The organism is Variovorax soli NBRC 106424, assembly GCF_001591385.1.
GTDB lineage: Bacteria > Pseudomonadota > Gammaproteobacteria > Burkholderiales > Burkholderiaceae_C > Variovorax > Variovorax soli.
The window spans coordinates 1-22,912 of record NZ_BCUU01000063.1 but is presented as its reverse complement, the minus strand read 5'-3'; the positions used below and the strand labels follow the sequence as shown (position 1 = coordinate 22,912).

At 68.3% G+C, this 22,912-nt stretch carries 24 protein-coding genes; 9 read left to right on the top strand and 15 right to left on the bottom strand.

Annotated features, from left to right (window positions below):
- Positions 1-30: 30 nt before the first annotated feature.
- The 5 genes from VSO01S_RS17650 to VSO01S_RS17630 form a co-directional block, all read right to left on the bottom strand.
- Positions 31-1,311: a TRAP transporter large permease subunit gene (locus tag VSO01S_RS17650; RefSeq protein ID WP_068644118.1), complete on the bottom strand. Its 1,281-nt coding sequence runs from the start codon at positions 1,309-1,311 to the stop codon at positions 31-33.
- A complete protein-coding gene (locus VSO01S_RS17645; protein ID WP_068644117.1) occupies positions 1,308-1,868 on the bottom strand; it encodes a TRAP transporter small permease in 561 nt (186 codons plus the stop codon). The genes VSO01S_RS17650 and VSO01S_RS17645 overlap by 4 nt, the downstream gene beginning before the upstream one ends.
- Before the next feature lie 118 nt (positions 1,869-1,986).
- Entirely contained in the window at positions 1,987-2,676 is a 690-nt protein-coding gene (locus VSO01S_RS17640; protein WP_068644116.1) for a TetR/AcrR family transcriptional regulator, read from the bottom strand.
- A gap of 38 nt (positions 2,677-2,714) precedes the next feature.
- Positions 2,715-3,164, bottom strand: a complete 450-nt coding sequence (locus VSO01S_RS17635; RefSeq protein ID WP_068644132.1) for a type II 3-dehydroquinate dehydratase — start codon at positions 3,162-3,164, stop codon at positions 2,715-2,717.
- An 11-nt stretch (positions 3,165-3,175) separates the two neighbouring features.
- Positions 3,176-4,171: a TRAP transporter substrate-binding protein gene (locus VSO01S_RS17630; protein ID WP_068644131.1), complete on the bottom strand. Its 996-nt coding sequence runs from the start codon at positions 4,169-4,171 to the stop codon at positions 3,176-3,178.
- Between the two features lie 119 nt (positions 4,172-4,290).
- Here VSO01S_RS17630 and VSO01S_RS17625 point away from each other — a divergent pair, with 119 nt between their 5' ends.
- The gene (locus tag VSO01S_RS17625) at positions 4,291-5,112 is read left to right on the top strand and encodes an IclR family transcriptional regulator (RefSeq protein ID WP_068644115.1); all 822 of its coding nucleotides are present in this window, start codon (positions 4,291-4,293) and stop codon (positions 5,110-5,112) included.
- A gap of 9 nt (positions 5,113-5,121) precedes the next feature.
- Here the strand turns inward: VSO01S_RS17625 and VSO01S_RS17620 are convergent, their stop codons facing one another.
- Complete coding sequence (locus tag VSO01S_RS17620; RefSeq protein ID WP_245684242.1) at positions 5,122-5,589, bottom strand: hypothetical protein; 468 nt, start codon at positions 5,587-5,589, stop codon at positions 5,122-5,124.
- Positions 5,590-5,750: 161 nt separating this feature from the next.
- Here VSO01S_RS17620 and VSO01S_RS17615 point away from each other — a divergent pair, with 161 nt between their 5' ends.
- Genes VSO01S_RS17615 through VSO01S_RS17600 form a run of 4 tightly spaced genes read left to right on the top strand, consistent with a single transcriptional unit; the run spans position 5,751 to position 7,672 of the window.
- Positions 5,751-6,383: an FABP family protein gene (locus tag VSO01S_RS17615; RefSeq protein WP_068644113.1), complete on the top strand. Its 633-nt coding sequence runs from the start codon at positions 5,751-5,753 to the stop codon at positions 6,381-6,383.
- Positions 6,384-6,402: 19 nt separating this feature from the next.
- Positions 6,403-6,732 (top strand): hypothetical protein, encoded by a 330-nt coding sequence (locus VSO01S_RS17610; protein WP_068644112.1) that lies wholly within the window; start codon positions 6,403-6,405, stop codon positions 6,730-6,732.
- A gap of 28 nt (positions 6,733-6,760) precedes the next feature.
- Positions 6,761-7,423 (top strand): DUF1345 domain-containing protein, encoded by a 663-nt coding sequence (locus tag VSO01S_RS17605; RefSeq protein WP_068644130.1) that lies wholly within the window; start codon positions 6,761-6,763, stop codon positions 7,421-7,423.
- Positions 7,424-7,435: 12 nt separating this feature from the next.
- Positions 7,436-7,672, top strand: coding sequence for a type II toxin-antitoxin system VapB family antitoxin (locus tag VSO01S_RS17600; RefSeq protein WP_068644111.1), 237 nt, complete (start codon positions 7,436-7,438; stop codon positions 7,670-7,672).
- A gap of 25 nt (positions 7,673-7,697) precedes the next feature.
- On the opposite strand, the gene VSO01S_RS17595 is transcribed toward VSO01S_RS17600, so the two are convergent.
- The 6 genes from VSO01S_RS17595 to gtdA all read right to left on the bottom strand — a co-directional run bounded on the left by VSO01S_RS17595 (position 7,698) and on the right by gtdA (position 14,358).
- Positions 7,698-9,050: an FAD-dependent oxidoreductase gene (locus VSO01S_RS17595; RefSeq protein WP_068644129.1), complete on the bottom strand. Its 1,353-nt coding sequence runs from the start codon at positions 9,048-9,050 to the stop codon at positions 7,698-7,700.
- A gap of 156 nt (positions 9,051-9,206) precedes the next feature.
- Positions 9,207-10,208, bottom strand: a complete 1,002-nt coding sequence (locus VSO01S_RS17590) for a Bug family tripartite tricarboxylate transporter substrate binding protein (RefSeq protein WP_068644110.1) — start codon at positions 10,206-10,208, stop codon at positions 9,207-9,209.
- 25 nt (positions 10,209-10,233) lie between these two features.
- The gene (locus tag VSO01S_RS17585) at positions 10,234-11,211 is read right to left on the bottom strand and encodes a Bug family tripartite tricarboxylate transporter substrate binding protein (protein ID WP_068644109.1); all 978 of its coding nucleotides are present in this window, start codon (positions 11,209-11,211) and stop codon (positions 10,234-10,236) included.
- A 45-nt stretch (positions 11,212-11,256) separates the two neighbouring features.
- Entirely contained in the window at positions 11,257-12,501 is a 1,245-nt protein-coding gene (locus tag VSO01S_RS17580; RefSeq protein ID WP_068644108.1) for a 3-hydroxybenzoate 6-monooxygenase, read from the bottom strand.
- Positions 12,502-12,515: 14 nt separating this feature from the next.
- Positions 12,516-13,220: a fumarylacetoacetate hydrolase family protein gene (locus tag VSO01S_RS17575; RefSeq protein WP_068644107.1), complete on the bottom strand. Its 705-nt coding sequence runs from the start codon at positions 13,218-13,220 to the stop codon at positions 12,516-12,518.
- A 52-nt stretch (positions 13,221-13,272) separates the two neighbouring features.
- Positions 13,273-14,358, bottom strand: a complete 1,086-nt coding sequence (gene gtdA / locus VSO01S_RS17570; RefSeq protein ID WP_068644106.1) for a gentisate 1,2-dioxygenase — start codon at positions 14,356-14,358, stop codon at positions 13,273-13,275.
- Positions 14,359-14,491: 133 nt separating this feature from the next.
- On the opposite strand from gtdA, the gene VSO01S_RS17565 reads away from it, so the two are divergent.
- Together VSO01S_RS17565 and VSO01S_RS17560 are read left to right on the top strand one after the other, a co-directional pair.
- Entirely contained in the window at positions 14,492-15,424 is a 933-nt protein-coding gene (locus VSO01S_RS17565) for a LysR family transcriptional regulator (protein ID WP_068644105.1), read from the top strand.
- Positions 15,425-15,461: 37 nt separating this feature from the next.
- Entirely contained in the window at positions 15,462-15,908 is a 447-nt protein-coding gene (locus tag VSO01S_RS17560; RefSeq protein WP_068644104.1) for an acyl-CoA thioesterase, read from the top strand.
- A gap of 21 nt (positions 15,909-15,929) precedes the next feature.
- Here the strand turns inward: VSO01S_RS17560 and VSO01S_RS17555 are convergent, their stop codons facing one another.
- Positions 15,930-16,823 carry a LysR family transcriptional regulator gene (locus tag VSO01S_RS17555; protein ID WP_068644103.1) on the bottom strand — a complete coding sequence of 298 codons (894 nt, stop codon included), beginning with the start codon at positions 16,821-16,823 and terminating at the stop codon, positions 15,930-15,932.
- 146 nt (positions 16,824-16,969) lie between these two features.
- Here VSO01S_RS17555 and VSO01S_RS17550 point away from each other — a divergent pair, with 146 nt between their 5' ends.
- Positions 16,970-17,965 carry a Bug family tripartite tricarboxylate transporter substrate binding protein gene (locus VSO01S_RS17550; RefSeq protein ID WP_068644102.1) on the top strand — a complete coding sequence of 332 codons (996 nt, stop codon included), beginning with the start codon at positions 16,970-16,972 and terminating at the stop codon, positions 17,963-17,965.
- Between the two features lie 21 nt (positions 17,966-17,986).
- Positions 17,987-19,159, top strand: coding sequence for a M20 aminoacylase family protein (locus VSO01S_RS17545; protein ID WP_068644101.1), 1,173 nt, complete (start codon positions 17,987-17,989; stop codon positions 19,157-19,159).
- Positions 19,160-19,202: 43 nt separating this feature from the next.
- Here VSO01S_RS17545 and VSO01S_RS17540 read toward each other — a convergent pair whose 3' ends face one another.
- Both VSO01S_RS17540 and fahA read right to left on the bottom strand, forming a co-directional pair.
- Positions 19,203-21,383, bottom strand: coding sequence for an Ig-like domain-containing protein (locus tag VSO01S_RS17540; protein WP_084241941.1), 2,181 nt, complete (start codon positions 21,381-21,383; stop codon positions 19,203-19,205).
- Positions 21,384-21,541: 158 nt separating this feature from the next.
- A complete protein-coding gene (gene fahA, locus VSO01S_RS17535; protein WP_068644100.1) occupies positions 21,542-22,810 on the bottom strand; it encodes a fumarylacetoacetase in 1,269 nt (422 codons plus the stop codon).
- Positions 22,811-22,912 lie beyond the last annotated feature (102 nt).

Below are 22,912 nucleotides of genomic sequence, written 5' to 3'. Positions count from 1 at the left end.
TCGTTGGAAATTGGGGTGGGGAGAGTCCGGTCAGCCGTGCAGCCAGCGCGCAGGCACCGTGACCAGGCTGGGGAAGAGCACCAGCAGGAACATCACCGCGAACTGCGCGACCATGAAAGGCCACACGCCCCGGGTCACCTGGTCCATGCTCACCTTGCCGACGCCGGCCACCGTGCTCAGCACGGTACCCACCGGCGGCGTGATCAGGCCGATGGCGTTGTTGATCATGAACAGCACGCCGAAGTACACCGGGTCGATGCCGGCAGCCTTGACGATCGGCATGAACACCGGCGTGAGGATCAGGATGGTGGGCGTCATGTCCATGGCCGTGCCCACCAGCATGGTGATGACCATGATGGCGATCAGCAGCATGGTGGGGTTGTCCAGCAGCGGCTTGAGCAGCGCGACGAGTTCGGCCGGCAGGTTGGCCACGGTGATCATCCAGGCCGAGACCATGGCGGCGGCCACGAGGAACATGATCACCGCGGTGGTCTGCGCCGCCGAGGCGAACAGGCCGAACAGTTGCGAGAGCTTCAGCTCCTTGTAGATCACGGTGGAGACGAACAGGGCGTACACCGCAGCCACCACGGCCGCCTCGGTGGGCGTGAACACGCCGAACTTCAGGCCCACCACCACGATCAGCGGCAGCACCAGGGCGAAGGTGGCGTCCTTCAGGGCCAGCATGACTTCGCGGCGGCTGGCTCGCGGGGCGGCCTCGATCTTTTCCTTGCGCACCAGCCACCACCAGGTGAACCAGAGCGCCGCGCCCAGCATGAGGCCGGGTGCAATGCCGGCCAGGAACAGCTTGGAGATCGACACGTTGGCCGCCACGCCGAAGATCACGAAGCCGATGGAGGGCGGGATGATGGGCGCAATGATGCTGGCCGAGGCGAGCAGGCCGGCCGAACGCGCCGTGTCGTAGCCGGCGCGGTTCATCATGGGCAGCAGCAGGGCCGCGAGCGCCGCGGCGTCCGCCACGGCCGAGCCCGACAGGGCCGCCATGATGATGGCCGCCATGATGCCCACGTAGCCCAGCCCCCCCTTGATGTGGCCGACCAGCGTCATGGCGAAGTTGACGATGCGCTTGGACAGGCCGCCGGCATTCATGATCTCGCCGGCCAGCATGAAGAAGGGCACTGCCAGCAGCGGGAAGCTGTTGGCGCCCTCGATGGTGTTCTGCGCCAGGATCTGCGCGTCGAACATGTCCATGTGCCACATGAGCGCGGCACCGCAGATGAGCAGCGAGAAGGCAATGGGCACGCCCAGCGCCATGGCGCCCAGCAGCGCGCCCAGGAAGATGGTGATGGTCATGCTTGTTCCTTGGCGGTGGCGACAGGCGCGGGCTCGGCATGCACCGGCTCGTCTTCGGATTCGCGCACGCTCACCAGTTCGTTGTCGGCGAGCTGGCCGGTGAAGAGCTTCCACAACTCGTGCGCGATGATCAGCGCGGCCAGCGCGGCGAACACCACGCCGCTGGCATAGAACCAGGCCATGGACGCCTCCATAACCGCGCTGGTGGTGCCGTAGTTGATGCCGGTCTGCTCCCACGCGCCGCGGAACATGAGCCAGCAGATGAAGAGCATGAGCAGATGCGCGGCCACGAAGCAGACCTTGCGGCCGATCAGCGGCAGGCGGGCGATGAGCGTGTCGGTGCCCAGGTGGGCACGGTTGCGCACGGCCACCACGGCACCCAGGAAGGTCATCCACACGAACAGCCAGCGCGACAGCTCCTCCGACACCGTGATGCCGGAATTGAAGCCGTAGCGAAGCACGACGTTGCCGAACACCATGACGACCATGAGTGCCAGGCAGGCCACCATGAGAATGACGAATAACCGGCAGATGCGGTCTATGAAGCGCTGGATCACGAGAAGTCTCCGTTGGTCCTGATTTTGTACGGACTGGTTAGTTTTTCGATTTCGGGTAAACCCCAGCCCGCGGCGCGGCGCGATGGCGCCCCCGGAGAAGAAAAGGCTGTGCGCAGGGCTACTTGCGCACGAAGCGCACCACCATCTCGGTGACGTTGGCGCGGCGCTGCGCGATGTAGCTGGGCGAGAGCATGTCCAGCTTGAAGATGGTGCCGAAGGTGTGGCGGTTGGACACGTTGAAGAAGCTCAGCGCCGAGATGGACGCATGGATGTCCACCGGGTCCAGCCCCTTGCGGAAGGCACCGGACTTGACGCCTCGCTCGTACAGGTTGCGGATGGCCGCGATGGCCGGGACGTTCAGGTCCTGGATGTGCTGGCTCTGCGCCATGTACTGGCCGCGGTTGATGTTCTCGGACATCACCAGGCGGATGTAGCTCTCGTGGTGCAGGTGGTGGTCGAAGGTGAAGGCCACCAGCCTGCGCAGCGCGTCCTCTGGGTCGAGGTCCTGCAGGTTGAGCTCGGACTCGACGTCGCGCACGCGCCGGTACGCCTCCTCCAGCACGGCAAGGTACAGCCCCTCCTTGCTGCCGAAGTAGTAGTAGATCATGCGCTTGCTGGTCTTGGTCGCCTCGGCGATCTCGTCGATGCGCGCACCGGCCAGCCCCTTCTCGCCGAACTCGGCTTCGGCCACTTCCAGGATGTTGGCCTGCGTGCGCTCGGGATCGTTGGTGCGGCCGGGCGCCTTGCGTGCAGGAGCGGCGCTGCGCGCGCCCTTGCGACGCGCGGCGCCATGTACCAGTTCGTTCATTCATCCAGTATATGCCGCCCGCGCGCGGCAGTTGGCACTCAGGCGGCGGCGTTCTCGCGCACCAGCTCCACCAGCGAACGCAGCCCGGCGGTGTACGAGCGCCAGCCCAGGCCCTGGATGGTGGCCTTCACCGCCGGCGAGATGATCGAATGCGCACGCCAGGCCTCGCGCGCCGCGATGTTGGACATGTGGATCTCCAGCACCGGAAAAGGCATGGCCTTGATCGCGTCGTGCAGCGGCACGCCGTGCTGGGTGAGGCCGGCGGGGTTGAGCAGCGCGCCGGCGGCAATGTCGATGTTCTCGTGGAACTTGTCGACGAGCGCACCCTCGTGGTTGGACTGGAAGATCTCCAGCTCCACCTGCAGCTCGCCGGCCAGCGCGACCAGGCGCTCGTTGATCTGCGCCAGCGTGGTGGTGCCGTAGATGTGCGGCTCGCGCCGCCCGAACAGGTTGAGGTTGGGCCCGTGCAGCACCAGGATCTTGGTCATGGCGCCGCTCATCACTTGGAAAGACGCGCCAGCTCGTCGTTGTAGAGCTTGACGATGGCCGGGTCGTAGGCCGCGGCGAACTTCTCCGTCACCGGCTTGGCCACCGCGCGCATGCGCGCCTGCTCGGCGGGCGACAGCTCGTTGTACTGCATGCCCTTGGCCTGCAGCTCGCCCACCGCCTTCTGCGCCGCCTCGCGGCTGACCTTGCGCTGGTAGCTGCGCGCCTCGTCGGCGGCCTCGTGCATCAGCTTCTGCTCGGCGGGCGAAAGCTTGTCCCAGAAGCGCTTGCTCACCAGCACGATGTTGGCGGCGTACACGTGGTTGGTGGCGCTCACGTACTTGTTCACTTCGAAGAACTTGTTCGAGAGGATCACCGCGAAGGGGTTCTCCTGCCCATCTACCGCCTTCGACTCCAATGCGCCGTACAGCTCGGCAAAGGGCATGGGCACCGGGTTGGCCTTGAAGGCCTTGAAGGTCTCGAGGAACACCGGGTTGGGAATGACGCGGATCTTCAGCCCGTCGAGGTCTTCCGGCCTGGTGATGGGGCGCTTGCTGTTGGTGACGTTGCGAAAGCCCAGGTCCCAGTAGCCCAGCGCCACCAGGCCTTTTTCAGGCAGCCTGGCAATCAGCGCCTGGCCCAGGGGGCCGTCGAGCAGCGCGTCGGCCTGCGCATAGTTGGCCACCGAGAAGGGAAAGTCGACCAGGCCGAATTCCTTCACGATGCCGGCCAGCGAGGTGGTGGCCGGCGCCGACATCTCCTGCACGCCGCCCTGCAGCGCGGCCTGCTGCTGCATCTCGTTGCCCAGCTGGTTGGACGGGAACTCCTGCACCTTGAGCTTGCCGCCGCTCTTGGCCGCCAGCAGTTCGCCGAACTTCTTCACGCCCATGCTCACGGGGTGGTCGGTGTTGTTGAGGTGGCCGAACTTGATGACGCGCTCTTGCACGTCCTGGGCCAGCGCCAGGCAGGCGGTGGCGGCGAGGGCGGCGCCTACGATGGCGCTGCGCATGAATGTCTTCACGGGTCTTGTCTCCTTGTGGTTGGGTCGGTCACGTCTTCCGGGCGACGTGCTGCGGCATGATAGGAATCGATTCAGAACACTGTTCCAAATTGGAATTTGTTTCCGCCATGCAGAAAGAAAACACCTCCGCCGCCAGCGCGCCGAGCGGCACCGTCGAGCGCGTGCTCGCCATCCTGGAGCTTCTGTCGCACCAGCCCGAAGGCATCGCCCTGGGCGAGATGGCCGACGAGCTGGGCCTGCCGCGCAGCGCCTGCCACCGGCTGCTGGCCGAGCTGGGCCGCTGCGGCTATGTGCGCCAGCTGCGCGAGCAGGGCGACTACGTGCTCACCACCAAGATGCCGGCGCTGGGCCTCAACTTTCTTGGCGGCGCGGGCATCGTCGACATCGCGCAGCCCATCATCGACCGGCTGGCCGAGGTCTCGGGCGAGCTGGTGCGCCTGGCCCTGGTGGACGGCGACAGCCTCATCTTCGTGGCCAAGGCGCAAGGCGCGCGCACCGGCCTGCGCTACGACCCGGACATGGGCATCGACGTGCGCCTGTCATGCAGCGCGGGCGGCCACGCCTGGCTGATGACCCTGAGCGAAGAGCGTGCCACCGAGCTGGTGGCGCGCCAGGGCTTCGGCAAGCCCGCGCAGTTCGGGCCCAACGCCCCCACCACCTTCAAGGCCTTGATGAAGACGCTGGACGAAGACCGTGCGCGCGGCTTCAGCATGATCGTCGAGTCGTACGCGCCGGGCATGACGGCCATGGCCGCACCGGTCACGCGGCGCAGCCAGGGCACCATCGCCGTGATCACCATCGCGGGGCCGCTGATGCGGCTGAACCCCAGGCGCATGCAGGAACTGGGGCGGCCGCTGCAGCAGGCGGCGCATGAGCTGGCCCTCGCCAGCGCGGGCTCGCCGCTGTTCACGCTGCGGCCCGGGCGCTAGGCTCTTTTTTCATTCACCCGAGATGCACAGCCAGTGCCAGCGCATCACGCGCTGGTCGCAGTAGCGCGCGACGATGCGCGGCGCCGCATCGGTGCCGCCCGACAGCTCCCACTGGCGGTCGACCCAGACCATGGCCTCGAACAGGTCCTGCGGGTCGCCGGCCGCGTCATAGCGGTCGAGCAAGGCATTGGACAGCTCGCGCAGCGAGAGCAGGTCGCCGGCGGCGGCCTCGCCGCGCAGCCGGTCGAGCAGCGAGGATGAGGACGTGCGGGCCTGGAGCGGCGCGACAGCGTGCGTTTGCAGGTGCGAGGCCTTGCTGGTCGCCCACACCCCGCCGGACGACAGGACCAGGATGGCCACCGACATCAGCGCACCGCTTGCAAAGGCGCCCGCCAGCTGGGTGCGCCAGCGCATCCGGGGGCCGAAGATCTCCAGCAGGTGCGCGGCACCGCGTTCGAACAAGGCGGGCATGTGCATGACGGCCCCCATCCGGTTGTTGCGTTCGCTCCAGCGTAGGCGCCTGCCTGCCGTTGCGCATCCTCCGAAGCGATGACAGACGGCACAATCGCCGCAGCCGGCCTCGCCGATCCAGCGGGCCTGTCGCTTGCAATACCAACCTACATCCCCACAAGGCACACATGTCGGAATTTCCAGCAGACATCTACACCGAACCCTCCGAACTGGACGGCCACACGCTGGCCAACCTGGGCCCGCTGCGCCGCATGGCCGGGCTGTGGAAGGGCGAGAAGGGCGTGGACGTCAAGCCCAAGGCCCAGGGCCCGAAGACGCAGGTCTACATCGAGCACTACGAGCTGCAGCCCATCGACCCGCAGACCAATGGCCCGCAGGTGTTCTACGGCCTGCGCTACCACACCTTCATCCACAAGCCGGGCCTGACCAAGATGTACCACGACCAGGTGGGCTACTGGCTGTGGGAGCCGGCCACCGGCACGGTGCTGCACACGCTGGCCATTCCGCGCGGGCAGGTGGCGATGGCCACCGGCAAGGCCACGGCCGATGCGGACCGCTTCGAGCTGGCCGCGGTGCGCGGCAGCCTGGAGAACGGCATCGTGTCCAACCCCTTCCTGGAGCATGCCTTCACCACCACCGACTGGCGCATCGAGGTCGCGTTCAACGCGGACGGCAGCTGGAGCTACAACCAGGACACGGTGCTGCAGATCCGCGGCCAGGCCGAGCCCTTCCACCACACCGACCGCAACACGCTGTTCAAGGTGGGCGAGCCTTCGCCCAACCCGCTGGCCGCGTCCTGAGTCCATCCGGGGTGGCGCGATGCCAGGCCGCAAGCCCCACCACAGCGTCTATGTCGCCCTGCTGGATGACCGCGTGTGGAACCACGCGCGTTTTCGGCGTGCCAACCCGGGCTGGCAGCTGGGCCGGCCTTTCGTGTACGTCGGCATGACGGGGCTGGACCCCGACGTGCGCTTCGACAAGCACAAGGCCGGCATCCAGGCCAACACCTTCGTGCGGGACTACGGCCTGCGCCTGCTGCCCGAGCTGTACGAGCGCTTCAACCCCATGAGCTACGAGCAGGCGCGGGACATGGAGGTGGAACTGGGCATTGCGCTGCGGGCGCGCGGCTACGGCGTCTGGCAGGGCTAGCAAGGCCTGCGGCGCTACAGTGGCGCGCATGCAAAAGCACCTCTCCACCACCACGGGGCCACAGCGGCTGGTCTATGGCGGCGCAGTCGGCGTCGTGGTGGGCCTGCTGCCCTGGCCCCTTCTCAACGGCATGGCGCGCGGCATGCTGGGCTGGACGGTCGGCGTCGCGCTCTACCTGGCGCTGGCCTGGTGGCTGGCCCACAGCTTCGACGCCAGGCAGACACGCGAGCGGGCGCAATCGCTGGACCAGCCCAACCTGGTGCTGCTGGTGGTGATGCTCACCGCCGTGCTGTTCAGCGTGGTGGCCATCGCCATGCTGCTGCAGCAGGTGAAGGACCTCTCGGGCATCGAGCGCGGGCTGCACGTGGTGCTGGCGCTGGCGGCGCTGGCGATGTCCTGGCTGATGATCCACACCATCTACGCCTTCCACTACGCGCACTACTACTACCTGATGCAGAAGGACCGCCAGCCGGGCGAGCATGGCCTGGACTTCCCGGGCACCGCACCGCCCGACTACTCGGACTTCATCTACTACGCCTACGTGATCGGCATGAGCTCGCAGGTGTCCGACGTGCAGATCCTCTCGTCCGACCTGCGCCGCATCACGCTCGTGCACTGCGTGTTCTCCTTCGCCTTCAACATGCTGGTGCTGGCGTTGAGCATCAATGTGGTGGCGGGGGTGATTGCCTAGAAAGACGACCTCATGCGAATGACCGTGACCCTCGACGACGCACTCTATGCAAAAGCCCTCGAGATGGCCGATCCGTCCATGGGCAAGGCCGATCTGATTCGCGAGGCCGTGAAAACCTTCGTGAGGGTCCAGGCCGCCAAGCGGCTTGCCGCGTTGGGTGCATCGACGCCTGGCATGGGGGACATTCCGAGGCGCAAGACTCCGGCTCGGCGCGCCAGTCTTCCCAGCAGTCGACGTCGACCGGATTGAGAGGGGCGCTAGCCGTTGCTCCTCGTCAGTTGCCCAGCCAGACCCCATCCTTCACCAGCGCCCGCTGCAGCCGCCCCACATCCACATCGGCAAAGCGCCCCGCCCCCAGCGTGGCCGCCGCCGTGCCCGCCGCCTGACCCATCACGAAGCAGCCGCCGCTGGCGCGCGCGGCCGACTGGCCCTCGTGCGTCATCGAGGCGCAGCGGCCTGCCACCAGCAGGTTGCTCGCGCCGCCCTGCGGCACCAGCATGCGCCAGGGCAGCTGGTTGATGGCGTCGTCCGAGTCGCGCGGAAATCCCCAGTCCACACGCCCGTCGGCATGCAGCTCCATCGGCCACGCGTTGACGCCGATGCTGTCGGCAAAGCGTGCCGACGAAAGGATGTCTTCGCCCGTGAGCGCATACAGCCCCTGGATGCGCCGTGTCTCGCGAATGCCCACCTGGGGCGCGATGTCGACGATGGACGAAGCTTCGAAGCCCGGCACCTCGGCCTTGAGGAAGCGGAAGTATTCGCGGATCTGCCGCCGGCCCTCGACCTCGCCGTCGCTCAGCTCCTGCGCATCCACGCCGTTCATCGCCTGCCCCCTGGCATTGCGGATCTGCGTGACGTTGGCGCGCCATTCGCGCGGATCGATCTGCGGGCGCAGGATGGCGCCTTCGCGCGGAAAGTCGTAGGCGCCGGGGCGTTCCCGTCGGGCCTTGTCCATCAGCTCGTTGATGGCCTTGAACTCGCCCACCGCTGCCAGCGCGCGCGGCGCTTCCACATGGCCCACGCGGAACATGGTGGTGGGAAAGAGGCTCCCGCCCTCGCCGTCGCCCAGCTCGAAGGGCACGCCCGCGAAGGCCGCCACGTCGGCATCGCCCGAGCAGTCGATGAAGGCGTTGGCGCGAATCGCCTGCCGGCCCGACTTGGTTTCCACCACCAGCGCCTTGATGCGATCGCCCTCCTTGATGACGGCTGCGGCCCAGGCGTGGAAGAGCATGTGCACGCCGGCCTCCTGCAGCAGCGGATCGGCGGCGCACTTGTAGGCCGAGATGTCGTAGGAGCGCACGCGGATGCGTCCGCCCATGCCGTCCTGCGGCTTGTTCAATCCGCCCGCGGCGTCCAGGCGCGCCAGCAGGTCGTCGACCACGCCGTGCACCACCTGGCGCATCTCGCCCTTCACCCTGCCGTACAGGCCAGCGAAGTTGGTCACGCCGCCGGCCGTGCCCATGCCGCCCAGGAAGCCGTAGCGCTCCACCAGCAGCGTGCGCGCACCGTGGCGCGCCGCGCTCACCGCCGCCGCCATGCCGGCCGGCCCGCCGCCCACCACCACCACATCGAATTCGCCATACACCGGCAAGGTGCGTGCGGGTTCAACCAGCTGACTCGTATTCATTTCCATCCGGAAGTCTTGGTAAAGCGGTGCAAGCCCTCAAACCGGCACGGCCGAAGCGGGGAACACCGCGGAACCGGCTTTGCCGGGCCGCTGGTGTTGCCCCCTTGCAGGGGGTACTCGGCTACACGAAGTGAGCCGATACGGGGGTGGGCTTATTCACTGGAGCTTGATGCCCTTGGTGGAGATGATCTTCGACATGATGGCCGACTCGTCCTTCACGCGCAGGCGCATGCCTTCGGGCGAGGTGCCCACGGCCTGCCAGCCCTGGTCGAACAGGCGCTTGCGCACCTCCGGGTCCTTCATGATGACGGCCAGTTCCCGGGTGATGCGGTCCTGCGCGGCCTTCGACAGGTTGGCCGGGCCCAGCAGCGCGGTCCACACCTCCAGGTTGAAGTCCTTCACGCCGATCTCGGCGAGCGAGGGCATCTCGGGCACCAGCGTGCTGCGGCCGCTGGTCAGGCCCACGCCCTTGAGCTTGCCGGCCTTGATCTGCGGCATGGCCACGCCGGGCGGAATGAGCGCCATCTGCACCTGGCCGCCGATCATGGCCGTGACCACCTGCGGGTTGCCCTGGTAGGGCACATGCTGCGCCGCCATGCCGGGCACGCGGGCCTGCAGCGCCTCCATGCCCAGGTGGCCGACCGAGCCCACGCCCACCGAGCCGTAGTTCCACTTGTCGCCGGCCTTCCTGGCGGCATCGAGGAAGGCGGCGCCGGAGGGCTCGTTGGCCGGCGTCACCAGGATCAGCGGCGCGGTGGTCAGCAGCGACAGGTAGCTGAAGTCCTTGGCCGGGTCGTAGGGCAGGTTCTTGTACAGCATCTTCGACGAGGTGAGATTGCCGTTGATCACCACGCCCAGGGTGTGATCGTCGGTGGCCTTGGCCACCGTGTCTGCCGCGATGTTGCCGGAGGCACCCGGCTTGTTGTCGATGACCACCGGCTGGCCCAGCGCCTTGGCGAGCGGCTCGGCGATGGTGCGCGCCGCGATGTCCGGCGTGGAGCCGCCCGGGAAGCCCACCAGGATGCGCACCGGCTTGGTCGGCCAGGCTTGCTGTGCCAAGGCACCCGCCGCAGGCAGCAAGGTGCCGGCGGCCAGGGCGAGTGCAGAAAGAAGAAGCGTTCGCTTGGTGGTGGTGGTGGTGCTCTTGTGGGTTCGCATGTCTTGAGGGTGGGTGGAAGAGTCGTCAGTCAAGGCTGATGTTGCCCCGCTTCACCAGCTCGCCGTAGATCTTCGACTTGGCTTGTGCGTTGCGCGTGATCTCCTCGGGCGACCAGGCCAGCGGTTCGAACGCGAAGGTGTCGAAGCGGGCACGGATCTCCGGGTCGGCGATCACTTTGGCTACATCGGCATTGATTTTCGCCTTGATTGTGTCAGGCACGCCCTTGGGGGTAAGAAGTGAAACAAAGGAGTTCACTTCCAGAGCAGCCGGGCCGCCAGCCTCGGCCATGGTGGGCACATCGGGCATCTGCGGCACGCGCCTGGTGGCGGCCACGGCGATGTACTTGAGCTTGCCGGCCTTGTAGATGCCCTGGCTCGAGGGGATGCTGGCAAAGGCCCAGTCCACCTCGCCGGTACCCACGTGCGCATACAGCTGCGACACCTCGCGGTACGGAATGTGGTTCATCTGCAGGCCGGCCAGCGCGTCCAGCTGCTGCCCGCCCAGGTGGCCCGGGCTGCCCACGCCCCAGGAGCCGTAGCTGACCTGCCCCGGCCTGGCCTTGGCCGCGGCGATCAGGTCGCCCATGTTCTTCCACTTGGACTGGCTGCTCACCGCCACGAAGAAGGGCGTGCGAAAGAGCGACGCCACCGGGTCGAAGTGGTCCAGCGTGTTGAAGTTCTTGGACTTGTACAGGTGCGGCAGCGCGGCCACGTGTTCGCTGTCCAGCTGCAGCAGCGTGTAGCCGTCGGGCGCGGCGCGCTTGGCCGCGTCGATGGCGATGAAGCCGCCGCCGCCCGGCTTGTTGTCGACGGTGACCGTCTGGCCCCACAGCTTGCCCAGCTTGTCGCTGACCAGGCGCAGCACGGCGTCCGGGCCGCTGCCTGCCGCGAAGGGCGTGACGATGTTCACCGGCCGGCCCGGGTAGCCGGCGGCGCCCTGCGCGAAGGCCGTGCCCAGGGACAGCGCGGCGCCCAGGCCCGCGATGAGGTGTCGTGCATTCATGGTCTTTGTCTCCGTGTTTTCTCTTTGGCTTGGAATCCGTGCGGCTCAGGCCGCCTTCAATGCGTCGGGCGCGTCGTCCAGGCAGCGCTCGGGGCGCCACGCGTAAAGCCACTCCACCGCATCGTAGAAGCGCTGCTGCGTGCGCCCGGGCCACAGGCTGTTGCGCACCAGGCGCTCCACGCCCTTGGCGTGGTACAGGCGCCCCATCTCGCGCACTGACAGCACCACGCGGGCGGTGCGGGCCACGCGGGCTGCTTCATACAGGCGGAAGGCGCGCGGCAGGTCGTGGCTGCCATCGGCGCGCTGGCAGCGCTCGATGGCCATGCCCAGCGTCACCGCGTCTTCCAGCGCCATGCAGGCGCCCTGCGCAAGGTACTGCATCATGGGGTGCGCCGCATCGCCCAGCAGCGTGGCGGGGCCCTGCCCCCATTGCTCCACCGGATCGCGGTCGGCGGTGCTCCAGCGGCGCCACGAACTGGGCAGGCTCAGCAGCTGGCGCGGGCGCGCGTGGATGCCGTCGAAATACGACAGCACCTCTTCCTGGCTGCCCTCGCTCACGCCCCACTCTTCCGGCTCGCGGCTGTGGAAGGTGACGACCAGGTTGTACTGCTCGCCGCCGCGCAGCGGGTAGTGCACCAGGTGGCAGTTGGGGCCCGCCCACACCACCGGCGCATTCCAGCGCAGGTCGGCCGGCATCTGCTCGGCCGGCACCACCGCGCGGTACACCACATGGCCCGACACACGCGGCGCATCGCCCAGCAACTGGGCGCGCACCACCGACTTCACGCCGTCGCAGCCGACCACGGCCTGCGCGCGGAAGCTGCGGCCGTCGCGGGTGGTGGCCACCACACCGTCATCGCCGATCTCGAGCTGCTCGACCGCGGCCGAGGTGTGGAAGCGAATCAGCGGGTCCTGCTGCACCGCCTCGAAGATGGCGCCATGCAGGTCGGCGCGGTGGCTCACGGCATAGGGGTTGCCAAAGCGCTGGCGGAATTCCTCGCCCACTTCCACAGAGGCCACCTCGCTGCAGTCCACCGCATCCATCATCACCAGGCGCTCGGTGAACACGGCCTTGCTGCGCACCGCCTCGCCCACGCCCAAGGCGTCGAGCGCGGCAAAGGCGTTGGGACCGAGCTGCAGGCCGGCGCCAATCTCGCCGATGGTGGCACTCTGCTCCAGCAGCTCCACCTGCAGCCCCAGGCGCGCCAGGGCCAGCGCGGCGGCCAGGCCCCCGATGCCGCCGCCCACCAGCAGCACGGATGACGACGACGCAGAGGTTGCGGTGCTCATGGTCGTGTCCTCGGTCAGGCGATGTCGACCGACAGCGCATCCAGGCCGTCGACGCGCACTTCGATGCGCTGGCCGCGCTGCACCGCGCCCACGCCCTCGGGCGTGCCGGTGAAGATCAGGTCGCCCGGCTGCAGCTCGAACAGCGTCGAGAGGTTGGCGATGACCTCGCTCACCGACCAGATCAGGTGCGTGATGTCGCTCTTCTGCTTGGCCTGCCCGTCCACCGTGAGCGTGATGGCGCCCTGGTTCATTTCGCCAATGTCCGCCAGGCGGCGCACCGGGCCGATGGGCGCCGAGAAATCGAAGGCCTTGCCGATCTCCCACGGCCGGCCGGCCTCGCGCATCTTCATCTGCAGGTCGCGCCGGGTCATGTCCAGGCCCACCGCGTAGCCGTAGATGTGCTGTGCCGCGGCTTCGACGGCGATGTTGCTGCCGCCCTTGCCGATGGCCACCACCAGCTCGGCCTCGAAGTGGTAGTTGCTGGTCAGGCCGGGATAGGGAATGCGGCCCGTCTCGCCGGCCGGCACCGGCACCACCGACGCATCGTCATTGGGCTTGCAGAAGAAAAAGGGCGGCTCGCGGTCGGGGTCGAAGCCCATCTCGCGCGCATGCGCCGCGTAGTTGCGGCCCACGCAGTACACGCGGCGCACGGGGAACTGGTCGGCAGTGCCGACCACGGGAAGGCCCACCACCTTGGGCGGGTTCACGACATAGGCCATGGAAATCTCCTGCCGCACGCGCTCGTGCGGCTCAAATGGAACAAAAGAAAAATCAGAGGAACGCTTCGCGCAAGACACCCATGGCTTGTTGCACGGGGCGATCGGAGAAGCTGAACAGCACCACGTCTTCGCCGGCAGCAGCATCGAGCCGCAGCGGCGCCCACGAAGGCACGACGAAGGTGTCACGCGGACCGAACTCGAAGGATTCGCCACCGATGTGCGCGGTGCCCCGCCCTTCCACCACGCTGTAGACGCTGCCGTCGGTGCTGCGGTGCACCTTGCCGGCAAAGCCCCGGGGCAGCAGCTGCAGGAAGGTGGCGATGGTGGGCATGGGCGCGCCGCCGGTCAGCGGGTTGACGTAGCGCAGCTTGTGGCCGTGCCAGGCGTCGGGCGCCTCGTTCTTGCGCAGCTGCTCCAGCGCCTCGCGGCTGCGGGCATAGGGGTAGCTGAAGATCGGCGAGGTGGCCGTGCTGAGGTCGTGGCGCACCGGCACCATGTTGTGGCCGAAGCGCGCCAGGCTGCTGCCCTCGGGCCGCGAGACGCCCTGCATGCGCTTCTCGTCGTTCTCGGCAAAGCCGGCGTCGAAGAAGCGCAGCATCGGGATGTCCAGGCCGTCGAGCCAGACCACCGGTTCGCTCTCGCCGTTGATGCCCTCGTTGCCGTGGTCGTGCCAGGCCCACGAGGGCGTGATGATGAAGTCGCCCGGGTACATGGTGGTGCGCTCGCCTTCCACCGTGGTGTAGGCACCCTTGCCGTCCACGATGAAGCGCAGCGCCGACTGCACGTGGCGGTGCGAAGGCGCCACCTCGCCCGGCATGATCAGCTGCAGCCCCGCATACAGCGACTGGGTGATGCTGGCGCGGCCCGGCAGCGCAGGGTTCTCCAGGATCAGCACACGCCGCACGGCTTCCTCGGCGGTGATGAGTTCGGCCGACTGCATCAGCAGCGGGCGGATGACCTCGTCGTAGCGCCACAGGGCCGGCACGCAGGGCGTCTGCGGCTCGCGCGGCACCAGCGTGTGCAGCGACTCCCACAGCGGGGCAAGGTTGAGCGGACGGATGCGCTCGTAGTAGGCGGCGCGCTCGTCGCCGCTGTCGGTGCGCGCGGCGTTCTTCTTCTGCAGGCTGGCGGGGCTCATGGGGCTGTCTCCTTCTTCAGGCTGGGCGCATTGTTCGCCCGCCCCACTATTTCCTCAAGACGCACAGGCCAATAGGACAAATCTCGTTTTCGGATAATGGTGGCCGGCAGCACAACCGAAGGAAATCAAAGCCATGGCGGGCCTGGACCTGGACTGGATCAATGTGTTCGACGAGGTCTACCAGAGCGGCAGCGTGTCGAAGGCCGCCGAGCGGCTGGGGCTGGCGCAGTCCGCGGCCAGCACCGCGCTGAACAAGCTGCGCCGCCATTTCGACGACCGCCTGTTCACCCGCACCGCGCAGGGCATGCTGCCCACGCCGCGCGCGCAGGAGCTGTACCCGGCCCTGCGCGAAGTGCTGGCGCAGCTGGAAATCGCACGCGGCAGCCGCGTCGCCTTCGACCCCGCCAAGGCCCAGCGCAATTTCCGCATCTGCCTGACCGACATCAGCGAGGTGGTGCTGCTGCCCGCCCTGCTCGGCCACCTGCGCCAGGCCGCGCCGGGCGTGCGCATCGAGACCGAGATCGTCTCCACCGCCAGCGCCCGCCGGCTGGAAGACGGCGAGGTCGACCTGGCGGTGGGCTTCATGCCGCAGCTGGACGCGGGCTTCTACCAGCAGACCCTGTTCAAGCAGAACTTCGTGTGCCTGGTGGCCCGGGACCATCCGCGCATCACGGGCAGCAGGATGACCGTCAAGCGCTTCTCGGCGGAGGCGCATGCGGTGGTGAGTTCGTCGGGCACCGGCCATGCCATCGTCGACAAGACCATCGCCCGCCAGGGCATCGACCGGCAGGTGGTGGCCCACCTCTCCAGCTTCCTGGGCGTGGCGCGGATCGTGGCGCGCACCGAGCTGCTGGTGATCGTGCCGCGCGTGCTGGGCGAGGTGCTGGCCACGCAGGAGCCGGTGAAGATGGTGGAGCCGCCCTTTGCCCTGCCCCACTACGCCGTCAAGCAGCACTGGCACGAGCGCTTCCATGCCGACGCCGGCAACATGTGGCTGCGCCGCACCATGGCGCAGCTCTTCGGCGGCGGCGAAGCGCACCCCGATGCGGGCGCGGCGCCCGCATAATTTGCGCAGCAAAGTCCAAGCCGCCAAGGAGGTCCCCATGTCCAGCATCACCCTGCGTTTCCTGGCCGAGCCCAGCACCGTCAACTTCGGCGGCAAGGTGCACGGCGGCACGGTCATGAAGTGGATCGACGAGGCCGGCTACGCCTGCGCCACCAGCTGGTCCAAGCGCTACTGCGTCACGGTGTTCATCGGCAGCATCCGCTTTCACCGGCCCATCCGCATCGGCGAGCTGGTGGAAGTGGAGGCCCGCATGGTCTTCACCGGCAGCACCAGCATGAACATCTCGGTGGAGGTGCGCAGCGGCGACATGAAGTCCGGCGGCGAGCTGCAGAAGACCACTGAATGCCTGATCGTCTTCGTCTCGGTCGACGAGGACGGCCGGCCGGTGCCGGTGGACACCTTCACGCCCGAGACGCCGCATGCCATGGCGTTGGCCGAGCGGGTGAAGGCCTATCTGGCGGCGAGCCGCGCGGCGGGCAGCTGAGGCGTCGGCACGGCGCGCGGCTCAATCGCGCAGCAGCGCGTCGGCGAGTTCGCGCAGGATGGGCAGGGCCGGCGCCTCGGTGCGCCGCGCCAGCGTGACCATCGCAAAGCGCGCCACGCGCTGCAGCGCGGGCCGCATGTCCAGCTCCACCAGCTTCGGCGCCGCGGCGCGAATGGCCAGCAAGACCGCGTCGGTGCGGCTGGCCACGTCGACCAGGCTGGCCACTTCCTCGCACTGCAGCGTGACGCATGAGGCCGGATGCGCCTGCGGCCCGTAGGCCTCGACCAGCGCGGCAGCCACCTGGTCGCTGAGCGGCGTGGAGGCGATCGGGTATCGCTGCACGTCGGCAAAGCGCACACCACCGCCCTTGCCCTTGCGCCGCACCAGCGGATGGCCGGGCCGGCACATGAACACGCCGCGCATCTCGCGCACGGTGTCCAGCTTCAGGTCGGGTGCCGGCTTGAGAGACAACGCATCCACCACCAGCGCGTCCAGCGTGCGGGCGCGCAGCGCCTGCACCAGCAAATCCGTGTGGCCGCGCGCCACCACCACCCGCACCTTCGGATGGCGCTCGGCCATGCGCATCAGCAGGGGCGTCATCAGCATGGCGCCCGGGCCCGAACCCATGCCCACGCGCAGCTCGCCGCCTTCGGCTTGGCCCATGAGGCGGCCGCTGTCGTGCAGTTCGTTCGCATCGAGCACCAGCTGGCGCGCACGCTCGAGCACCCGCTTGCCGAAGGGCGTGAGCTCGTTGCGCCGGCCCACCCGGTCGAACAAAGGCAGGCCCAGTTCGTCTTCCAGCGCACGGATGCTGCGGCTGAGCGCCGGCTGCGTGAGGTGCATGGCCTGCGCCGAGGCGCTGAAGGAGCCGGTGTCCGCCAGCGAGATCAAGTGCCGAAGCTGCACCAGGGTCATCGAGGAAGGAAAGTCGAATGAGTTCAACTCATGCTAATGCAACAAACAATGCATTGGACGCAGCATTTGCCCGCACCTACGATGGCTTGGCGCCCTTCTCCCCTGGCCCTGCGGCGCATTCAGACAGAAAACCACGGAAGAGACACATGACCCAGCCCATGCTCCTGCGCAGGCGCGACCTGCTTGCCTCCAGTCTGCTGGCCGCCACCGGCGCCGCATCCTTCGCGCAACAACCCTACCCCAGCAAGCCGGTGAACCTGATGGTTCCCTATCCGGCGGGCGGGCCGTCGGACGCCGCCGCACGCATCTTCACCGTGCCCCTGGGCAACGAGCTGGGCCAGCAGGTGATCGTGGAGAACCTGGGCGGCGTGAGCGGTGCGATTGCCGCGCAGAAGGTGCTCTCTGCGCCGGCCGACGGCTACTACGTCTTCCAGGGCTCGCCCAACGAGGTGATCCTTTCGCCGCTGGCCAACGCGGCAGTCAAGCTCAAGACGGAAGACTTCCGCCTGGTGGCGCCCGTGTCCGAAGCGGTGATGGTGTTCGTCGCCCGCAAGGACCTGCCCGCCAACAGCGTGGACGAACTGATCGCGCTGGCACGCAAGACGCCCGAGCGGCCTCTGAGCTACGGCAGCGTGGGCATCGGCTCGCTCTACCACCTGCTGCTGGAAAAGGTGCAGCTGCAGACCGGCATCAAGCTCAACCACGCGCCCTACAAGGGCAACGCGCCGCTGCTGCAGGACATCGGGGGCGGCCAGGTGGACTTCGCGGTGCTGGTCTACAGCGCCGCCATGGGCGCGCTGGCAGAGCAGGGCCGCGTGAAGGTAATCGGGCAGCTGAGCGCGCAGCGCTCGGAGCTGCTGAAGAACGTGCCCGCGATGAGCGAGACCCGCGAGCTCAAGGACTTCAACTACAAGATCTGGAGCGGCTTCATGGTGCCGAAGAAGACGCCCGAGGACGTCGTGCAGCGCCTGCACAAGGCCATCGGCGCCACCCTGGCGGAGCCGGGCGTGCGCTCGCAGCTGGCGGCGCAGACGCAGCTGGCCGCGGCGCCCATGTCGCTGGCCGATGCGCAGAAATTCTTCGAGAGCGAAACCGCGCGCTACCGCGAAATCGCAAAATCCATCAACCTGCAACCCCAGTAACGCCCACGGAGGCCGCCCCGCATGAGCAACCTGCTTGAAGACCTGCAGCACCACGCCGACGAATTCATCGGCATCCGCCGCGACATCCACCGCCACCCGGAGCTGGCCTTTGGCGAACACCGCACGGCCGCTCTGGTGGCCGAGAAGCTCAAGGCCTGGGGCTACGAGGTCGAGGAAGGGCTGGGCGGCACCGGCGTGGTGGGCCGCCTGGTGCGCGGCGACGGCAAGCGGCGCCTGGGCATTCGCGCCGACATGGATGCTCTGCCCATCGACGAGGCCACCGGCCTGCCCTACGCCAGCTGCAACCACGGCGTGATGCACGCCTGCGGCCACGACGGCCACACCGCCATGCTGCTGGCCGCGGCGCACCACCTGGCCACGCGCGGGCGCTTCTCGGGCACGCTGCACATGATCTTCCAGCCGGCCGAGGAAGGCGGCGGCGGCGCCGTGCGCATGATCGAGGACGGCCTGTTCGACAAGTACCCGTGCGAGGCGGTCTTTGCCATGCACAACATGCCGGGCCTGGCGCAGGGCCGCTTCTCGCTGCGCGAAGGCGCGACCATGGCTTCGTCCGACTACGCCACCGTCACCATCCGGGGCGTGGGCGGGCACGGTGCCATGCCGCACCGCACGGCCGACCCGGTGGTGGCGGCCGCCAGCATCGTCATGGCGCTGCAGAGCGTGGTGTCGCGCAACATCGATCCGCTGCAGATGGGCGTGGTGACGGTGGGCGCCATCCACGCGGGCAAGGCCAACAACGTGATCCCGGCCAGCGCCACGCTGGAGATCAGCGTGCGCGCGCTTGACCGCGAGGTGCGCGGCCTGCTGGAGGCGCGCATCAAGGCCATCGTCGCCGCGCAGGCCGAGAGCTTCGACTGCAGCGCCGAGGTCGACTGGCGCAAGGGCTACGCGGTGCTGGTCAACACGCCCGAGGAGACCGAGTTCGCCCGGCAGGTGGCGCTGGAGCTGGCGGGCGCGGACCGCGTGACGCTGCAGGGCCCGCCGCTCACCGGCAGCGAGGACTTCGCCTTCATGCTCGAGAAGGTGCCGGGCAGCTACCTCTTGATCGGCAACGGCGACGGCGACAGCGCCGGGGCCTGCATGGTCCACAACCCGGGCTACGACTTCAACGACGACAACGTGGCGCTGGGCGCCGCCTACTGGGTGCTGCTGGCGGAGCGCTTCCTGGCCTGAATGAAAAACGGGGCCCGCAAGGGCCCCGTTCGCACCTGCCGCATCAGGGCAGGAAATTGAGCGTCTCCGGCAGCGGCGGGTTGATCGGCATCTCGAAGAGCGGCGAGCCGGCGCCGTCCGGGTCGATCACCACGGCACCATCGCTCGCGAAGAACTCCGCGATCTGCCGTTGCGCCGCCACCGCGAGCGGCGCGGCGGCCGGGATGCTGATGTTGGTCAGGAAGGTGTGCGGGTTCTTCGGAATCTGGCCGCCCGTGGCCGCAAACGCCAGGTCGTTGCGGAAGTACAGGGTACGGTCCGCCAGCTCGCCCGCACGCACGATGGCCGTCGACGTGGGGTTGGGCACCGTCACGTCGCCCTTGGCGAACTGCACGATCACCGGCTTGGGCGCATTGCCCGCCAGCGGCTGCTTGCGGATGTAGGGCGCATAGCTCACCGGGCTGCCCGCCTGCTGCACCCACTCGCTGTTGTCCAGCACCTGCTGGATGGCGCCCGAGCCCGGCACGGTGTTGACCAGCGGCGCGACGTTGCGCAGCGGAATGTTCTCGTTGAAGTTGAGCGGCACCGGCAGCGCCTGCGACGGCGGCAGGTTCAGCAGCTGCGGCTGGCGCGTGGCCAGCGACAGGCCGGTGAGCGGCCTGAAGGCGCCCAGGCGCGCCACCTCGGTGATGGAGCCGCCCGGCACGTTGGGCACCCCGGCGCGCACCGCCCCTTCCATGCCGAGGAAGATGGTGCCGTAGATGCCGCCGAAGGACTGGCCCGCATAGAAGATGCGGCTCGCGTCGAAGTCGACCGAGCCGTCGCCTTCCACGTCGATGCCGGCCTGGATCTGTCGCACCAGCTGCATCAGGTCGGCCACGGTCTGGCGCAGTCCGTCGCGGTTGCCCACGATGGTCAGCGCGCCCACCGCGCCCACGCCTTCGGTGGCGTCGATGCTGCCGTTGCCGTCCTGGTCGAAGCCGCGTCCGCCCGAAGGCACGACCACGGCCGGTGCGCCGCCCTGCGGCGTGAGCTTGAGCGTGCCCAGCGGCCCGCCGCCGTGGCCCACCACGCTGATCGCCATGGTGGCGATGCCGCGTGCCGCCAGCACCGATGCCACCGTCCACGGCGCGCCGTACATGCTGTCGGTGAAACCGTGGCCGAAGATGGCCACCGGCCAGCCGACCGCCGGCCGCGGCGTGCTGGGCAGGAACATCTCCACCAGCAGGTCGTTGCTGCCCTGCGCCGCCGGCCGGCCCAGCAGCGTGCCCGTGGCCGGGATGATGCGCTGCGCGTTCATGTAGTCGGGCGAGCGGAAGCTGCCGAAGGCAATGCGGCCGACCGCGCCAGGCACCACGCCGAGCGCCTGCAGCGGCACCTGCACCGGCGTGAAGGCGGCGGTGCCCGTCTGGCGGTTCCACTCGATGCCCGACAGCTGCGCCACCGGGAACACCGCGCGCACCGTGCCCGAATTGCCGATCACGAAATTGACCGGCGCGGGCGTGGCGCGATGGATCTGGTCGCGGATCTTGCGCAGGTCCGCGCTGATGCTCTGCGTGGTGAACACGCTCAGCGACACCACATGGTTGCGCGGCGGCCGGATCCAGCGGTCGGCATCCTGCAGCGAGCGGCGGTAGTCGGCCCACTCGCGCCCGGGCGGCTCGTCCTTGGGGCCCGGCCCCTGGCGCAGGTACGAGAAGCGGCCGCCCTCGATGCGGTCGCCCGAAGCATCGCGCACGCCGTCGGTCACCACCAGCACGTAGCGCGAATGCTCCTGCAGCAGCTCGTCCGATTCGAGCACCAGCACCTTGCCGGCCGGATCCCACGACACCTGGTTGATGCCCACCTTGTCGCCCGCGCCCCGGCCCGACAGCGTGTCGCCCAGGTTGAGCAGATACACGGTGTCGCTGGTCACCGTGGCCGGGTCGATGTCGCCGGTGAATGGAATGGTGATGCGCGGCTGCGTGTTGAAGCCGTCGAGCGTGTTGATGACCTCGATGTCGTTGCAGTCGGACACGCGCACGGCGCAGTCCGGCTTGGGCAGGTTCACCCGCCTGAAGGTGTTCTGCGTCCAGTCGGGCACGGTGAAGCGGTCGCTCGGGAAGGGGCTGGTGGCCGGGCTGTCGAAATCCATCTTCACGCTCACGCCGGCGGCCAGCGACAGGGTGGGCGCCGCCACCAGCGCGGCCAGCGGCAGCAGCCGGCGCAGCGGATTCGGGCAACGAACAGCGGATCGATCCTTCATCGATGACTCCTTACCGAAGATCTAGGGGTTGTTGTGGCGCAGCAAGGAGCACAAACGCAAACAAGCCAGCTGCGAGAGGCTCGCCGCTGGCTTTATAGATCGTGAAGGAAGTCGCAGCCAGCTAGGGTTAGCCCCGCTGACTGCCGCGTCCTGGCGCTTTAGCTCAGCACCGTGCCGCGCGCCTCGCCGAGGCCGATGCGCACTGCGCCATCCCGCTCGCACCAGCCGCGCAGGATGAGCGTGTCGCCGTCTTCCAGGAAGGTGCGCTTCTCGCCGTTCGGCAGCTCGATGGGCTGCTTGCCGCCCTGCGTGAGCTCGATCAGCGAGCCCGCGGCGTCGGGCGTGGGGCCGGACAGAGTGCCCGAACCCAGCAGGTCGCCCGGCTGCAGGTTGCAGCCATTGACGGTGTGATGCGCCACGAGCTGCGCGGCGGTCCAGTAGGCGGCCTCGGCCACGCGGCCCTTGGTCAGGCGATGCGGCGCGGTGCCGGCTTCGCGCATCTTCGCGGTCTGGATCAGCACTTCCAGCGTGATGTCGAGCTGGCCGCGTTCGCGGTTGGCGGCGCCGTCCAGGTAGGGCAGCGGCTGCGGATCTTCGGCACTGCGCACGAAAGGCGCGCGGAAGGGCGCCAGCGCTTCCATGGTCACGATCCAGGGCGACACGGTGGAGGCGAAGTTCTTCGACAGGAAAGGGCCCAGCGGCTGGTATTCCCAGGCCTGGATGTCGCGCGCCGACCAGTCGTTGAACAGGCCCACGCCGAAGAGGTGCGACTCGGCCTCGGCCATGGGCACCGGCTGGCCCATGGCGTTGCCGGCGCCCACGTAGAAGGCGAGTTCCAGTTCGTAGTCCAGGCGCTTGCAGGGGCCGAAGCTGGGCTCGGCGGCATCGGGCGCCTTGGTCTGCCCGTGCGGGCGCTTGAAGTCCTGCCCGCTCACCACGATGGAGCTGGCGCGGCCGTGGTAACCGATGGGCACCCACTTGTAGTTGGGCATCAGCGGCTGGTCGGGGCGGAACAGCTTGCCGATGGTGGTGGCGTGGTGGATGCCGGTGTAGAAGTCGGTGTAGTCGCCCACCTTGCACGGCACCGTGTATTCGCACGCGGACTGCGGCACCAGCGCCTTCGACCAGGCACCCTGCTCGCTGCTGCCTTCGCGCAGGCCATCGGACAGGCGCTTGCGCAGTGCCTGGCGTTTGGCGGGCGTGGCAGCCATCAGCGCATTCATGTCGTCGGTGTCGACCACGCCGGCGGCGCGCAGGTCCAGCACCTGGTCGCCGATGGCCACGCCGATGCGCCAGCCGCCTGCATCGCCCGCGGGACGGAAGCGCCCGAGGGGCAGGTTCTGGATCGGGAAGTCGCAGGCCGCTTCGTTGGCGGAGGCAACCCAGCTCTTGCGCTTGGGATCGTGGGTGGTGTCGATGTCGTACATGGTGATCTCTGGTCTTGGACTCCCTCCCCCGCTGGGGGAGGGTTGGGGTGGGGGCTCGCGGTGCGCTGGTTCTATCGTGTTTCATGGGCTGAGGGCGTGCGG

Bases quoted from the DNA above. Each gene is read 5' to 3' on its own strand.
- fahA (WP_068644100.1), bottom strand. From the start codon at position 22,810: ATGTACGACATCGACACCACCCACGATCCCAAGCGCAAGAGCTGGGTT.
- VSO01S_RS17590 (WP_068644110.1), bottom strand. From the start codon at position 10,208: ATGCGAACCCACAAGAGCACCACCACCACCACCAAGCGAACGCTTCTT.
- VSO01S_RS17585 (WP_068644109.1), bottom strand. From the start codon at position 11,211: ATGAATGCACGACACCTCATCGCGGGCCTGGGCGCCGCGCTGTCCCTG.
- VSO01S_RS17610 (WP_068644112.1), top strand. From the start codon at position 6,403: ATGCCAGGCCGCAAGCCCCACCACAGCGTCTATGTCGCCCTGCTGGAT.
- VSO01S_RS17545 (WP_068644101.1), top strand. From the start codon at position 17,987: ATGAGCAACCTGCTTGAAGACCTGCAGCACCACGCCGACGAATTCATC.
- VSO01S_RS17565 (WP_068644105.1), top strand. From the start codon at position 14,492: ATGGCGGGCCTGGACCTGGACTGGATCAATGTGTTCGACGAGGTCTAC.
- VSO01S_RS17555 (WP_068644103.1), bottom strand. From the start codon at position 16,823: ATGACCCTGGTGCAGCTTCGGCACTTGATCTCGCTGGCGGACACCGGC.
- VSO01S_RS17615 (WP_068644113.1), top strand. From the start codon at position 5,751: ATGTCGGAATTTCCAGCAGACATCTACACCGAACCCTCCGAACTGGAC.
- VSO01S_RS17605 (WP_068644130.1), top strand. From the start codon at position 6,761: ATGCAAAAGCACCTCTCCACCACCACGGGGCCACAGCGGCTGGTCTAT.
- VSO01S_RS17550 (WP_068644102.1), top strand. From the start codon at position 16,970: ATGACCCAGCCCATGCTCCTGCGCAGGCGCGACCTGCTTGCCTCCAGT.
- VSO01S_RS17580 (WP_068644108.1), bottom strand. From the start codon at position 12,501: ATGAGCACCGCAACCTCTGCGTCGTCGTCATCCGTGCTGCTGGTGGGC.
- VSO01S_RS17560 (WP_068644104.1), top strand. From the start codon at position 15,462: ATGTCCAGCATCACCCTGCGTTTCCTGGCCGAGCCCAGCACCGTCAAC.
- VSO01S_RS17650 (WP_068644118.1), bottom strand. From the start codon at position 1,311: ATGACCATCACCATCTTCCTGGGCGCGCTGCTGGGCGCCATGGCGCTG.
- VSO01S_RS17635 (WP_068644132.1), bottom strand. From the start codon at position 3,164: ATGACCAAGATCCTGGTGCTGCACGGGCCCAACCTCAACCTGTTCGGG.
- VSO01S_RS17575 (WP_068644107.1), bottom strand. From the start codon at position 13,220: ATGGCCTATGTCGTGAACCCGCCCAAGGTGGTGGGCCTTCCCGTGGTC.
- VSO01S_RS17600 (WP_068644111.1), top strand. From the start codon at position 7,436: ATGCGAATGACCGTGACCCTCGACGACGCACTCTATGCAAAAGCCCTC.
- VSO01S_RS17630 (WP_068644131.1), bottom strand. From the start codon at position 4,171: ATGCGCAGCGCCATCGTAGGCGCCGCCCTCGCCGCCACCGCCTGCCTG.
- VSO01S_RS17625 (WP_068644115.1), top strand. From the start codon at position 4,291: ATGCAGAAAGAAAACACCTCCGCCGCCAGCGCGCCGAGCGGCACCGTC.
- VSO01S_RS17620 (WP_245684242.1), bottom strand. From the start codon at position 5,589: ATGCACATGCCCGCCTTGTTCGAACGCGGTGCCGCGCACCTGCTGGAG.
- VSO01S_RS17595 (WP_068644129.1), bottom strand. From the start codon at position 9,050: ATGAATACGAGTCAGCTGGTTGAACCCGCACGCACCTTGCCGGTGTAT.
- VSO01S_RS17640 (WP_068644116.1), bottom strand. From the start codon at position 2,676: ATGAACGAACTGGTACATGGCGCCGCGCGTCGCAAGGGCGCGCGCAGC.
- VSO01S_RS17540 (WP_084241941.1), bottom strand. From the start codon at position 21,383: ATGAAGGATCGATCCGCTGTTCGTTGCCCGAATCCGCTGCGCCGGCTG.
- gtdA (WP_068644106.1), bottom strand. From the start codon at position 14,358: ATGAGCCCCGCCAGCCTGCAGAAGAAGAACGCCGCGCGCACCGACAGC.